This window comes from Streptomyces sp. WG5, from assembly GCF_049974565.1.
In the GTDB taxonomy this organism is placed as follows: Bacteria; Actinomycetota; Actinomycetes; order Streptomycetales; family Streptomycetaceae; genus Streptomyces.
The window spans coordinates 59,866-74,169 of sequence record NZ_JBNGGC010000022.1; the positions used below are offsets into that span (position 1 = coordinate 59,866).

Annotated in this window: 10 protein-coding genes; 4 read left to right on the plus strand and 6 right to left on the minus strand. The window is 68.0% G+C overall.

The window, feature by feature from the left end:
- Positions 1-51: 51 nt before the first annotated feature.
- The 4 genes from ACP4IX_RS23200 (at position 52) to ACP4IX_RS23215 (ending at position 5,082) form a co-directional block, all read left to right on the plus strand.
- A complete protein-coding gene (locus ACP4IX_RS23200) occupies positions 52-1,815 on the plus strand; it encodes an ABC transporter substrate-binding protein (protein WP_426556514.1) in 1,764 nt (587 codons plus the stop codon).
- Positions 1,816-1,923: 108 nt separating this feature from the next.
- Positions 1,924-2,904, plus strand: coding sequence for an ABC transporter permease (locus tag ACP4IX_RS23205; RefSeq protein ID WP_426523755.1), 981 nt, complete (start codon positions 1,924-1,926; stop codon positions 2,902-2,904).
- A gap of 73 nt (positions 2,905-2,977) precedes the next feature.
- Positions 2,978-4,015 (plus strand): ABC transporter ATP-binding protein, encoded by a 1,038-nt coding sequence (locus ACP4IX_RS23210; protein WP_426556515.1) that lies wholly within the window; start codon positions 2,978-2,980, stop codon positions 4,013-4,015.
- A 26-nt stretch (positions 4,016-4,041) separates the two neighbouring features.
- Positions 4,042-5,082 carry an ABC transporter ATP-binding protein gene (locus ACP4IX_RS23215; RefSeq protein ID WP_426523753.1) on the plus strand — a complete coding sequence of 347 codons (1,041 nt, stop codon included), beginning with the start codon at positions 4,042-4,044 and terminating at the stop codon, positions 5,080-5,082.
- A gap of 142 nt (positions 5,083-5,224) precedes the next feature.
- Here ACP4IX_RS23215 and ACP4IX_RS23220 read toward each other — a convergent pair whose 3' ends face one another.
- The 6 genes from ACP4IX_RS23220 to typA form a co-directional block, all read right to left on the minus strand.
- The gene (locus tag ACP4IX_RS23220) at positions 5,225-6,346 is read right to left on the minus strand and encodes an ABC transporter ATP-binding protein (RefSeq protein ID WP_426556516.1); all 1,122 of its coding nucleotides are present in this window, start codon (positions 6,344-6,346) and stop codon (positions 5,225-5,227) included.
- Between the two features lie 62 nt (positions 6,347-6,408).
- Positions 6,409-7,470: an ABC transporter ATP-binding protein gene (locus tag ACP4IX_RS23225; protein WP_426523751.1), complete on the minus strand. Its 1,062-nt coding sequence runs from the start codon at positions 7,468-7,470 to the stop codon at positions 6,409-6,411.
- Positions 7,471-7,484: 14 nt separating this feature from the next.
- Positions 7,485-8,462 carry an ABC transporter permease gene (locus ACP4IX_RS23230; protein WP_426523750.1) on the minus strand — a complete coding sequence of 326 codons (978 nt, stop codon included), beginning with the start codon at positions 8,460-8,462 and terminating at the stop codon, positions 7,485-7,487.
- Positions 8,463-8,561: 99 nt separating this feature from the next.
- Positions 8,562-10,358 (minus strand): ABC transporter substrate-binding protein, encoded by a 1,797-nt coding sequence (locus tag ACP4IX_RS23235; protein ID WP_426556517.1) that lies wholly within the window; start codon positions 10,356-10,358, stop codon positions 8,562-8,564.
- A gap of 113 nt (positions 10,359-10,471) precedes the next feature.
- Positions 10,472-11,515, minus strand: a complete 1,044-nt coding sequence (locus tag ACP4IX_RS23240; protein WP_426523748.1) for an ABC transporter permease — start codon at positions 11,513-11,515, stop codon at positions 10,472-10,474.
- A gap of 724 nt (positions 11,516-12,239) precedes the next feature.
- Positions 12,240-14,156, minus strand: a complete 1,917-nt coding sequence (gene typA / locus ACP4IX_RS23245; RefSeq protein WP_426523747.1) for a translational GTPase TypA — start codon at positions 14,154-14,156, stop codon at positions 12,240-12,242.
- Positions 14,157-14,304 lie beyond the last annotated feature (148 nt).

The window sequence follows — 14,304 nt, forward strand, 5'->3', positions numbered from 1 at the left end:
AGGAGTCCGGCCGGCCTTCTCCGTCCCGTATGACCATCCTTGGGGTGCATCATGGCTTTCTCCCGCAGAAACTTCCTCATAGCGACCGGTGTCGTCGCGGCCTCGTCGTCGGTCCTGACCGCCTGCGGCGGCGGTGACGACAAGGGCGGCTCGGCCAAGAACAACGGCCCCAAGGTCAGCGGCAGCAAGACCGTGGACATCCCGGTCGGTACGAAGGCCGACTCGACCGGCCCGGCCCCCGAGGTCAAGGGCGCGGTGAAGGGCGGGATCGCCTACTCGCTCGACCAGCAGGACATGGACCACCTGGACCCGGCGCAGATCTACTCCAACACCGAGGCCGCCATCACCGTGCCGATCCTGCGCGGTCTGACCGGCTACAAGGTCGACGACAAGGGCGGCGCCATCCTGGTCGGCGACGCCGCCACCGACGCCGGCACCATGAAGGACGGCGGCAAGACCTGGTCCTTCACCCTGAAGGACGGCCTGAAGTGGGAGGACGGGTCGGAGGTCACCGCGGACGACGTCCGCCACACCTTCGAGCGCGGTTTCGCGTCGTTCATCACCGAGGGCCCGACCTACATCAAGAAGTGGCTGCAGGGCGGCGACAAGTACGAGGGTCCGTACGAGGGCAAGCACCTCGACTCGATCGAGGTCGACGGCAAGACCATCACCTTCCGCCTCAAGGAGGCGCGCGGTGACTTCAACTTCACGGTCGCCATGCGTGGTTACGCCCTGGTGTCGAAGGAGCACGACACCAAGGAGAAGTACGACAAGCGTCCGTTCTCCTGCGGCCCGTACAAGATCGAGAGCCGCAGCATCGGCAAGTCGATGACGTACGTGCGCAACGAGCACTGGGACCCGAAGACGGACGCGATGCGCAACGCGTACCCGGACAAGTTCCAGTTCCAGTTCGGCTTCCAGCCGCTGGCCGCCACGGACCGCTTCATCGCGGACCAGGGCAACGACAAGCAGGCCATGGTGATCTTCAACGAGGTCGCCGCCGAGCGCGTCGCCCAGGTGCTCACCAACGCCGAACTGAAGAAGCGCGTCCTCACCGCGGTCGACGTGGCCACCTACTACTGGCCGATCAACATGACCCGCATCACGGACGTCAAGGTCCGCCAGGCCATCAACCACGCCTGGCCCCTGCAGCAGCTGCAGACGATCCGCGGCGGTGCCTCGGTGACCGAGGTGGCCACCACGATCCTCAGCCCGGTCACCCCCGGCTACGAGCAGTTCGACGTGTACGGCAAGACCAAGAAGCCCGGCGGCGACCCGGAGAAGGCCAAGGCGCTGCTGAAGGAGGCCGGCAAGGTCGGCCAGAAGCTGGTCATCGCCTACCAGCAGGGGGACAACGCCGTAAAGCAGGCCGTCGCGATCAAGAACGCGCTGGAGGCGGCCGGCTTCACGGTCGTCAACAAGCAGGTCGACAAGTCGACCTTCTACACCCAGATCGGCAAGATCGACAACGACTACGACCTGTTCGCCGCCGGCTGGAGCCCCGACTGGCCGGGCGGCTACTCGGTGTTCTTCCCCTGCTGGCACGGCAAGAACATCGGTGACGGCCAGCCGAACTACGCCCAGATGAACGACGCCGGCCTCAACAAGGCGATCGACGCGGCCTCCGCGATCACGAACCCGGAGGAGGCCAAGAAGGCCTGGGGCGCCATCGACCGCCAGGTCATGGAGCTGGCCGGCGCCGTGCCCGACTACCACCCCGTCCGCAACTGGATGTACGGGTCCAAGATCGGCAACGTCGTGTACGACGCCGGCAACAACTGCGTCGCGCTCTGCAAGCTGTACGTCAAGAAGTAAGCGCGCACCATCCCCCGGGGGCGGCCACCACCCACACGGCCGCCCCCTCGGGCCGGTCCACCCCCCTCCACCCCCGGCGACGGCGCCCCGTCCGGAAAGTCACGCCCCATGCTCCGCTTCCTAGTCCGCCGAGTCTCCGGCGCGATGGTCATACTGCTGATCATCAGCGCCATCACCTTCTGGCTCTTCTATGCCGTTCCGCGTGACCCCGCCATGATGTCCTGCGGCAAGAACTGCACACCGGAGAACCTGGCGCAGATCCGGGAGAACCTGGGCATCGACGAGTCGATCCTGATGCAGTACTGGCACTGGCTCGTCGGCATCTTCGCCGGCCGGGACTACGGCGGTTACGGCTACTGCGACGCGCCGTGCCTCGGCTACTCCTTCGCCAACCGCGAGCCCGTCTTCGGCACGATCATGGACCGACTGCCGCTGACCCTCTCGCTCGCCTTCGGCGCGGCCGTCGTCTTCGTGATCATCGGTGTCGGCGCCGGCATGCTCGCCGCGCTGAAGCAGGGCAAGTTCCTGGACAAGTTCGCCAGTTCCGTGTCGCTGCTCGGCTCCTCGCTGCAGATCTACTTCGTCGGCTACATCGCCATGTTCTTCCTGGTCTCGGAGCTCGGAGTCCTCAGCCAGCCGTCGTACACGCCGCTGACCGACGATCCGGCCGCCTGGGTGTCCGGCCTGCTGCTGCCCTGGCTCGTGCTGTCGATCATCTTCACCGCCAACTACACCCGTATGACGCGCTCCCAGATGGTGGAGCAACTCAACGAGGACTACGTACGCACCGCGCGGGCCAAGGGCCTGTCCAAGCGCAACGTCTTCTTCCGGTTCGCCTGGCGCGGTGCGATGGGACCGATCGTCACCCTCTTCGGCATCGACCTCGGTGTGCTGATCGGCGGCGCCATCATCACCGAGACGACCTTCAGCCTCCAGGGCATCGGCCGGCTCGCGGTCCAGTCCGTGAACCAGAGCGACCTGCCCATGCTGCTCGGTGTCACCGTGCTGGCGGCCGGCGCGATCGTGGTCTTCAACATCGTCGTCGACGCGGTCTACGCCCTCATCGACCCGCGGATCCGGCTCGCCTGACCTCCGTCCGTAGTAGTCGCCCCTCCCACCGCCCCACCCGGCTACCCCCCGCATCACCTCCTGGAGCGTCCCCGTGACGAGCACCGAACAGCAGCCCTTCCTCTCCGTCAGGGACCTGAAGGTCCACTTCTCCACCGAGGACGGCACCGTCAAGGCCGTCGACGGGCTCTCCTTCGACCTCGCCAAGGGCAAGACGCTCGGCATCGTGGGCGAGTCGGGCTCCGGCAAGTCGGTCACCAACCTGACGATCCTGGGCCTGCACGACCGGGACCGCACCGCGATCGAGGGCGAGATCCTCCTCGACGGCAAGGACCTGCTCACCGCCTCCGAGCGGGAGCTGGAGCGGCTGCGCGGCAACAAGATGGCAATGATCTTCCAGGACGCGCTGGCCTCGCTGTCGCCGTACCACACCATCGGCAAGCAGATCGGCGAGACGTACCGCAAGCACACCGGCGCCTCCAGGAAGGAGGCCCGGGAGCGGGCGATCGAGATGCTGCGCCGGGTGGGCATCCCGCAGCCGGAGACCCGGGTGGACGACTACCCGCACCAGTTCTCCGGCGGTATGCGCCAGCGCGCGATGATCGCCATGGCGCTGGTCTGCGACCCCGAGCTGCTCATCGCGGACGAGCCGACCACCGCGCTCGACGTGACGGTCCAGGCGCAGATCATGGACCTGCTCAAGGACCTCCAGCAGGAGTTCGGCACGGCCATCGTCTTCATCACCCACGACCTCGGTGTCATCGCGGACATCGCGGACGACGTGCTGGTGATGTACGGCGGCCGGTGCGTGGAGCGCGGTACCAAGGAGGAGGTGCTGCGCGATCCGCAGCACCCGTACACGCTGGGCCTGATGAGTTCCATGCCCAGCCTGGACGGACCGGTCGACGTGCCGCTGGCGCCGATCCCGGGCTCGCCGCCCTCGCTGCTCAACCCGCCCACCGGCTGCCGGTTCCACCCGCGGTGCGCCTTCGTCGAGAAGGTCGGCGGGGGACTGTGCTCCTCGGAGCAGCCCCCGCTGGACGTGGTGAAGGGCCGGGGCTCCGCCTGCCACCTTCCCCCTGAGCAGCGCAGCGAGCTGTTCGCCGACTTCGCCGGATCCCGGCACAACTGACGTACAAGAGACAGGACTTCACCATCATGAGCAACGCGGAAACGCTCCTGGACGTCAGCGGTCTGACCAAGCACTTCCCGATCAAGGGCGGCTTCCCGATCGCGCGTACGGTCGGGGCCGTGCGGGCGGTGGACGGCCTGGACTTCCAGGTGCGCGAGGGCGAGAGCCTGGGCCTGGTCGGCGAGTCCGGGTGCGGCAAGTCGACGACCGGCCGGCTGATCACCCGCCTGCTGGAGCCGACCGGCGGCAGGATCACGTACCGGGGCCAGGACATCACGCACGCCAAGCGGAAGGCGCTCGCGCCGATCCGGTCCGAGATCCAGATGATCTTCCAGGACCCGTACGCGTCCCTGAACCCCCGGCAGACGGTCGGCAAGATCGTCTCCGGTCCGATGGAGATCAACGGCATCGACCCGGCCGGCGGCCGGGAGAAGCGCGTCCGGGAACTCCTGGAGATCGTGGGTCTCAACCCCGAGCACTTCAACCGGTTCCCGCACGAGTTCTCCGGCGGTCAGCGCCAGCGCATCGGCGTGGCACGGGCGCTGGCCCTGGAGCCCAAGCTGATCGTGGCCGACGAGCCGGTCTCCGCGCTCGACGTGTCCATCCAGGCCCAGGTGGTGAACCTGCTCCAGAAGGTCCAGAAGGAACTGGGCATCGCCTTCGTCTTCATCGCCCACGACCTGGCCGTCGTGCGGCACTTCTCACAGCGCGTCGCGGTCATGTACCTCGGTAAGATCATGGAGATCGCCGACCGCGACGACCTGTACGGCAACCCGCGTCACCCCTACACGCGCGCCCTGCTGTCCGCCGTGCCCGAGGCCACGGTGGAGGACACGCCCCGCGAGCGCATCCGGCTCGTCGGCGACGTGCCCTCGCCCATCAACCCGCCCTCGGGCTGCCCCTTCCGCACCCGGTGCTGGAAGGCGACGGACAAGTGCGCGTCCGAGGCACCGCCGCTGGTGCAGGTGGAGGGCAACAAGGCCGGACACCTGACCGCGTGCCACTACCCCGAGACGGATGACGTACCCTCGCCCCGTCTCACCAAGAGCCCCCGGGCGGCCGCCTGACAACACCCCTTTTCTGTCGGCACCGCCCGCGGAACGGACCTCCTCGGCCCATTGACCCGAGCCCGGAACGTCCGCTCCAGGGAAACCGAGGGCCCGCGCCTCCCCAGGCACGGGCCCTCGGTCTGTTCGCCGCGGGGCCGGGTCAGCCCTCGTCCGGCTCCTCCAGCGCGGCCAGCGCCGGGTCCAGGACGATGTCCTCCCCGCGGGCGGCGATCGTCGGCTCCTCCGGGAAGTGGCAGGCCGTGAGGTGGCCGTCGCGGTTGCCGTCGATCCGGACCAGCGGCGGGGCCTCGCTCGCGCACCTGTCCTGCGCCTTCCAGCACCGGGTGCGGAAGCGGCAGCCCGACGGCGGGTTGATCGGGGACGGTACGTCGCCGGCCAGGCGGATGCGTTCGCGCCGGTCGCCGTCGCCGTCCGTCAGGTTCACCTCGGGCACGGCGGACAGCAGGGCGTGGGTGTAGGGGTGCCGGGGCCGGGTGTAGATGGAGTCCCGGTCGCCGACCTCGATCACCTTGCCGAGGTACATGACCGCGACGCGCTGCGAGAAGTGCCGTACGACGGCCAGGTCGTGGGCGATGAACAGGAACGCGATGCCCAGTTCCCTCTGCACCTTCTGGAGCAGGTTCACCACCTGGGCCTGGATGGAGACGTCGAGCGCGGAGACCGGCTCGTCGGCCACGATCAGCTTGGGCTCCAGGGCCAGCGCCCGTGCCACACCGATGCGCTGGCGCTGACCGCCGGAGAACTCGTGCGGGAAGCGGTTGAAGTGCTCGGGGTTGAGACCCACGATCTCCAGCAGCTCGCGGACGCGCTTCTCCCGGCCGCCCGCCGGGTCGATGCCGTTGATCTCCATCGGACCGGAGATGATCTTGCCGACCGTCTGCCGGGGGTTCAGCGAGGAGTACGGGTCCTGGAAGATCATCTGGATCTCGGACCGGATCGGCGCCAGCCCCTTGCGCCCCGCGTGGGAGATGTCCCGGCCCCGGTACGTGATCTTCCCGGCGGTCGGCTCCAGCAGGCGGGTGATCAGCCGGCCGGTCGTCGACTTGCCGCACCCGGACTCCCCCACCAGGCCGAAGCTCTCGCCGGAGTGCACGGTCAGGTCGATGCCGTCGACCGCCTGGACCTGGCCGACGGTCCGCCGGATGGGGAAGCCGCCCTTGACCGGGAAGTGCTTGGTCAGGCCCTCCGCCACCAGCAGCGGCTCCCCCGACCCGCCGGCCGCGGCCTCGCGCGGGGCGGGGAGGACGAGGTCTTCTTTCATGATTCCTCTTTCATGCGGCAGGTCCTCCTAGTGGGCGTCCCGGCCCGTCGGCCGGTCCTCCCCTACCCCAGCCGGGGCTTGATCTCGTCGACGAAGATGGTCTGCTTCTGCTCCGCCGTCAGATGGCACGCCGAGGACCGGTCCGCGCCCAGCAGCGGCCGCTCGGTGACACAGCGGTTGCCGCCGACCCGGTCCTGGAAGGTGCAGCGGGGGTGGAAACGGCAGCCGGACGGCGGGGTGAGCAGCGACGGCGGGGTGCCGGGGATCGGCGCGAGCGCGGCGCTGAGGTCGGAGTCCAGGCGGGGCATCGAGTTCAGCAGGCCCCAGGTGTACGGGTGCCGGGGCGCCCTGAGCACCTGGTCGGTGCTGCCCCGCTCCACCGCGCTGCCCGCGTACATCACCATGATGTCGTCGGCCACGTCGGCGATGACACCGAGGTCGTGGGTGATGAAGACGATCGCCGAGCCGAACTCCTGCTGGAGGTCCTTGAGCAGGTCGAGGATCTGCGCCTGCACCGTCACGTCCAGCGCGGTCGTCGGCTCGTCGGCGATGAGCAGGTCGGGGTCGCAGACCAGCGCCATGGCGATCATCGCGCGCTGGCGCATACCGCCGGAGAACTGGTGCGGGTAGTCCTTGGCGCGCTGGGCCGGGTTGGGGATGCCGACCTTGCCCAGCATCTCCACCGCCCGGTTCCAGGCCTCCTGCTTGGAGGAGCCGGTGTGCTTGCGGTACGGCTCGGCGATCTGCCGGCCCACCGTGTAGTACGGGGACATGGCCGTCAGCGGGTCCTGGAAGATCATGGCGATCCGGTTGCCGCGCAGCTGTTCCAGTTCCCGCTCGGTGGCGGTGACGAGCTCCTTGCCGTCGAAAACGATCTCGCCGTCGACCGTGGTCGTCCGCGGGTTGTGCAGGCCCAGGATCGTCAGGTTGGTCACGGACTTGCCGGACCCGGACTCGCCCACGATGCCCAGGGTCCGGCCCCGCTCGACGTCGAAGGAGAGACCGTCGACCGCCTTGACGACACCGTCCTCCGTGGCGAACCGCACGCTCAGGTCCCGGACCGACAGGAAGCCCTCGGGCCCCGTGGGCGGTGGCGCGCCCTCGGTCTTGGTCAGTGTGGTCACTCGATGCCCTCTTCCTAGGAAAGCCGGACGCGCGGGTCGATCCAGGCGTACGCGATGTCGACGAGGATGTTCAGCATCAGGATCATGAAGGCGCCGACCAGCATGACGCCCATGGTCAGCGGCAGGTCCTTGTTGACCGCGCCGTCCACGGCGAGCCGGCCGATGCCCTGCAGGGAGAAGGTCAGCTCGGTGACGACGGCGCCGCCGAGCAGGCTGCTGAGGTCGATGCCGAGGATGGTGACGATGGGGATGAGCGAGCCGCGCCAGGCGTAGCGGAAGAAGACGTACTTCTGCGACATGCCCTTGGCCCGGGCGGTGCGCACATGGTCCTCCGCCAGCTGCTCGACCAGCGAGGAGCGCGACATACGGGTGTACTGGGCGGTGAAGATGGTGGCCATCACGACCATCGGGATGGACAGGCCGACGAGCCAGCCGACCGGGTCCTCGGTGATGGGGACGTACTTGGGGTCCTCCATCACGCCCGTGCCGTAGACGAGGATCGCCAGGGCGATCGGGCCGAGGAAGTAGATCTGGAAGGAGCTGAGGACCATGGAGGCGCCGGTGGCCACCTTGTCGATGTGCGAGCCGCGCCGGAAGGCGGCGAGCATGCCCGTGCCGAGACCGACGATCAGGAAGACGATCGCGGCGCCGACGGTCAGCGACAGGGTGAGCGGGAAGCGGTCCTTGATGACGGTCCAGACCATTTCCCCCGAGTAGAAGGACTGCCCGAGGCACGGGGCGGCGCAGTGGCCCTCGGGGAAGTCCCGGCCCGTGACGATGCCGGACATGAAGTCCCAGAACTGCTGGGCGATCGGCAGGTTGAGGCCCAGGGCCTCGCGGATGTCTTCCAGTCTCGTGGCCGAGCAGTCCTTGCCGCAGGCCAGCGAGGCGTAGTCGGACGGGGCGGCGACGAAGAGGAAGAACGTCGCGGCACCGATCAGGAACAGGGTGACGAGGGCACCGACCGCGCGTCGGATGATGAACTGAAGCATGGCGGGATGGCTGCTCTCTGCGGAGGTGGTCGGGGATTTTCACGGAACCCTGGGGGTGCGCTCCGCCTGGTGCGCACCCCCGCAGTCAGCCGTAGAGAGTTACGACTTGAGGAACAGGCCGTTGACGTCGATGTAGCTGGCCTCGGTGCTGTAGCGCGCGCCGCCGATGTTCGAGCCGTAGAGCTGGAACGTCTTCGTGTACCAGAGCGGAGCGGACGGGTTGATCTCCTCCAGGATGTAGCGGTGGGCTTCCTTCCAGGTCGCCGCGGCCTCGGTCGGCTCCTGGGTGAGCGCCTTCTTGATCAGGTCCTGGACCTTGGGGTCGTTCATGTGCGAGTAGTTCGGCGCACCGTCGGCGACCTGGTCACCGTCGTAGATCGGCGTGACGACCGTGCCCGGGGACGGCCAGTCCTGGCCCCAGCCGGTGATGTACATGTCGTACGGGTTCTTGAGCTTGCCGATCTGCTCGTAGAAGCTCGCCGCGTCGACCTCCTTGGAGACGACCTCCAGGCCGACCTTGCTCAGCGCGTCTTCGACGGCGACCTTGCGCTTCTGCCCCGCCTCGCTGTTGCGGTAGGCGAAGACGAGCTTCTTCTCCGCGGCGGGGACGTCCTTGAGGAGTTCCTTGGCCTTCTCGATGTTGCCGGACGGTGTCTTCAGCCGGCCGTACGGGTCGTAGTCGGCCTCGTAGCCCGGCAGGGTCGGGGCGAAGAGGTTGGGCGCGACGTCGCCGCCGTACGCGCCGCCCTCGCCGGCGATGAGCGACTTGGAGTTGATGGCGTGGGTGATGGCGTCGCGGACCGCCTTGTTCTTGATCCGGTCCAGGTTGAACGTCAGCGTCATGACGTAGGGCTGGTAGCCCTTGATCGTGCGCTTGTTGACGGCCGGGTCGCCGACGACGTCCTGGATCTGGGTGGCCTCGACACCGCCGGTCAGCTGGATGGCGTTCTTGGCCTCGCCCTGGTCGGCGATCAGGCGCTTGGTCTGGGTCGACTCCGTGACGCCGAAGTCGAAGTCGTAGCCGTCCAGGTACTGGTGGCGCACCGCGTCGGTCTTGGGGTCCCAGTTCTCGTTCTTGACGAGCTTCAGGGACTTGCCGACCTTGTACTCCGCGATCTTGTACGGGCCGGAGGCGACCGGGGCCTTGTCGTACTTCTCCTTGGTGTCGGTCTCCTCGGGCACGACCGTGTAGCCCGGCATGGCCAGCGTCTGCGGCAGGTCGGGGCGCGGGGTGTCGAAGTGGAAGACGACGGTCTTCTCGTCCGGCGTCTCCAGGACGGAGTCCGGCAGGTGCTTGTCGCCGTAGCCGCCGTCGGGCAGGGCGTCGCGGTACTTCGGGCCGCTCAGCCAGGTCTGCAGGTAGGTCGGGCCGTCGAAGATGAACTTCGCGTACTGGCGCTCGACGGTGTGCCGTATGTCGGCGGACGTGATCGGGTTGCCGTTCTGGTCCTTGACGCCGTCCTTGAGCGTGAACGTCCAGGTCTTGCCGCCGTCCGAGGACGTGCCGGAGTCGGTGGCGAGGTCGCCGACGACGGAGACGTTGCCCTTGCCGTCCTCCTGGAAGTTGGTCAGGCCGCGGAAGAGCAGGTTGGCGACCTGGCCGGCGTCGGAGACGTAGATCTGCCCGGGGTCCAGGTGGGACAGGCCCTGCTCCTGGTAGACCATGATGGTGCCGCCGGGCCTGGCGCCGGGGACGTCCTTGGCCGGCCCGGTGGACGCGGCGGCGTCGGCATAGGTGACCGCGTTGGACTGGACCTTGGCTTCCTTCTGGTCCTTCTTCGAGTCCTTGCCGGAGGTGCCACCGCCCTTGTTCTCCGAGCATCCGGTGAGGACCAGCGAGCCCGCCGCGAGCGCGACCATGACGGCGCGCGCAGTGCGAGAGTTGAACGACTTCATGAGGTGATGCACCTGCCTGTCGGGTTGTTGTCCACTGAGCACTGCTGTGCACTGCCTGACGCGGCCGGTGGGCCGGCGCGGGGGCGGCAGTCCCCCCACCGATGGACCCCCTCCTACCGTCCTGACTTGGGGTCGAGGGCGTCCCGCACGGAGTCTCCGAGGAGGTTGAAACACAGGACGAAGACGACCAGCGCGACGCCCGGGAAGAACATGAACGCCGGGTCCTGTTCGGCGACCTTGGCGCCGGTGGCGAACATCCGCCCCCAGTCGGGGGTCGGTTCGACGAAGCCGACACCGGCGAAGGAGAGGAACGCGATGCCGAGGATCGTGCTGGGGAGCAGGTACGTGAACTGGATCAGGATCGGCGAGACCACGTTCGGCAGGATCTCCTTGCGGATGATCCGCCAGGGCGAGGCGCCGGCGACCCTGGCGGCCTCGACGAACTCCCGCTCCCGCAGGGACAGCACGGTGGACCGCACCAGCCGGGCCATGCCCATCCAGCCGAGCAGCCACAGCACGATCAGGATGGCCAGTGCCCGGAAGTAGGTGGGCGTCTCGTCCCGCGGGTCCACGAAGAACGAGGTCACCACCGGCATGAAGGCGATGAAGAAGAGCTGCTGCGGGAAGGAGAGGAAGAAGTCGGTGAACCGGCCGAGGAAGTAGTCGGTCCGGCCTCCGAAGTAGCCGCCGACCAGGCCGATGAGGACACCGGTCAGCATCAGCAGCGTGGTGACGCCCAGCGCCATGTACAGCGAGGTGCGCATGCCGTACAGCAGCATGGTGAAGACGTCGCGGCCGAACTGCGGTTCCACGCCGAACCAGTGGTCCCCGGAGACGCCGCCGAAGTAGCCGAGCGGCAGCCCGAACTCGTCGAGGACGGGGGTGTCGGTCGCGTACTCGGGATCCTGCCCGTACAGGGTGTACGGGTTCTTCCCGTACAGCTTGGCGATCACCGGCGCCAGCGCGGCGATCAGGAAGTAGCAGACCACGATCCAGGCGCAGACGACTCCGGTCCGGTCGCGCTTGAAGCGCAGCCACATCAACTGCCCGGGGGAACGGCCCTCGAGACCGCTGGTCCCGCTCTTCCGGGCCGGCTCCGGTGCGCCGTCGACGACAGCCGGTGTTCCGCCGCCCTCAATGTCGATTGGACTTGTCACAGTTCGCCCATTTCACAGGTGTGGGTGTGCCGAACCGGCGACCGGCGCAGGGTGTGCGCGATCGCGGAACGGATCATGAAGAAGCGTCGGGAAAGCCCGGGGAACGCGGGAAACCCGCAGCCGGACGCGCGTAGCCGGATGCCCGGACGTCAGCGGCCCGGTCCGCTCCTCAGAGTCGATCGCCGTCCGACGGGGCGAAGTTGGGGGCGACGGACCGTGTGACCCACCTGGTGTGCGTGACACCGCGCATGGGGCTCCTCCTCATGACTCCACGTGTTCACCGACAGGAGGGGGCGCACATCTGCCTTCCGACACCCCTGACGGAAGGTCAGACACCCCCGTGGTGCTCGTGAGTCGGGCGCTGTCCCCACAGCGCGAGACCCATTGACCCGAGCGCTACGCGGCTAACTATCTGCCATGACCAGAAGGACCGACCACCGTCTTTAAATCTCAATTCAGTCACAGCTGAAAGGAAGATCTTCCAAAATCTGGACAAACTGTTCGGGACGAGAAGGCCGCGAAACGGACGTGTTACATGGCTATCGGGCGTCGATCTCCGTGTTTCGGACACCGGAGGGCCCTCGGAGGGCTCCCGGGGGCCCGCGGAAGGCTTCGGACGGCTGTCCGGGTCCCGGAAAACCAGTTGAAAAAAGCCCGGGTGCCCCCATGATCGGGGGCACCCGGGCTCCGTTGTGCGTTGGACCGCGCTCAGGCGGCCGGTGGATCAGCCGTGCTTGGCGCGGCTCGCGGCGCGGGCGCGCTCGCGGGCGTCCAGGTTCACCTTGCGGATGCGAACGGCCTCCGGGGTCACCTCGACGCACTCGTCGTCGCGGCAGAACTCCAGCGACTGCTCCAGCGAGAGCTTGCGCGGCGGGACGATCGCCTCGAACGAGTCGGCCGACGACGACCGCATGTTGGTGAGCTTCTTCTCCTTGGTGATGTTCACGTCCATGTCGTCGGCGCGGGAGTTCTCGCCGACGATCATGCCCTCGTACACCTCGGTGCCGGGCTCCGTGAAGAGCACGCCGCGCTCCTGGAGGTTCGTCATCGCGAACGCGGTGACGGCACCGGAGCGGTCGGCGACCAGCGAGCCGTTGTTACGGGTCGTGAGGGTGCCGAACCAGGGCTCGTGGCCCTCGTGGATGGAGTGGGCGATGCCGGTGCCGCGGGTCTGGGTCAGGAACTCCGTGCGGAAGCCGATCAGACCGCGGGACGGAACCACGAACTCCATGCGGACCCAGCCCGAGCCGTGGTTGGACATGTTGTCCATCCGGCCCTTGCGCACGCCCATGAGCTGCGTGACCGCGCCCATGTGCTCCTCGGGCACGTCGATCGTCATGCGCTCGACGGGCTCGTACGTCTTGCCCTCGACCTGCTTGGTGACGACCTGCGGCTTGCCGATGGTCAGCTCGAAGCCCTCGCGGCGCATCTGCTCGACCAGGATGGCCAGCGCCAGCTCACCGCGGCCCTGCACCTCCCAGGCGTCCGGACGCTCGGTGTCCAGGACGCGGAGCGAGACGTTGCCGATCAGCTCGCGGTCCAGGCGGTCCTTGACCTGGCGGGCGGTGACCTTGCGGTCCTTGACGACCGCCTTGTTGTCCGCGCCCTTGCCGGTGGCGCCGCGGCCGACCAGCGGGGAGGTGTTGGTGCCGATGGTCATGGAGATCGCGGGCTCGTCCACCGTGATCAGCGGCAGCGGGACCGGGTTCTCCTGGTCGGCCAGGGTCTCGCCGATCATGATGTCCGGGATACCGGCGACGGCGCAGATGTCACCGGGGCCGGCCTTCTCCGCGGGCTTGCGGGTGAGCGCCTCGGTCATCATCAGCTCGGAGATCCGCACGTTCTGCACGGACCCGTCGCGCTTCATCCAGGCGACCGTCTGCCCCTTCTTCAGCTCGCCCTGGTGGACGCGGAGCAGGGCGATGCGGCCGAGGAAGTTGTCCGCGTCCAGGTTGGTCACGTGCGCCTGGAGCGGGGCGTCCTCGTCGTAGGTCGGGGCCGGGATGTAGTCCAGGATCGTCGAGAAGAACGGCTCCAGGCTCGTGGAGTCGGACGGGACCGTGCCGTCGTCGGGCTTGGTGAGGGAGGCGACGCCGTCCCGGCCGCACGCGTAGACGATCGGGAACTCGATCTGCTCCTCGTCGGCGTCCAGGTCGAGGAAGAGGTCGTACGTCTCGTTGACGACCTCGTCGATCCGGGCGTCCGGGCGGTCCGTCTTGTTGATGCAGAGGATGATCGGCAGCCGCTGGCTGAGCGCCTTGCGCAGCACGAAGCGGGTCTGCGGCAGCGGGCCCTCGGAGGCGTCCACGAGCAGGACGACGCCGTCGACCATCGACAGACCGCGCTCGACCTCGCCACCGAAGTCGGCGTGGCCGGGGGTGTCGATGATGTTGATCGTGATCGGGTCCCCGCCGGCCTTCGGGTGGTACTTCACCGCGGTGTTCTTGGCGAGGATCGTGATGCCCTTCTCACGCTCCAGGTCGTTCGAGTCCATCATGCGGTCGTCGACGCCTTCGAGCTGGTGGGCGGCGAAGGCACCGGCCTGCTTCAGCATTCCGTCGACGATGGTGGTCTTGCCGTGGTCGACGTGGGCGACGATGGCGACGTTGCGGATGTCGTGACGCGTTGTAGACGCAGCCATATGAGGCGTACTCCCGGAGGGTGTGAGGTCGGCCCTCGCGTACGTCCTTGTCACGCGGGCCCGCCGGGCGGTACATGCCACGGCCTCACCCAATGGTACGGGGCCCCGGGGGCTGGGGCTTGCCAGGTGCTGTGCGCGCGGACCGGGG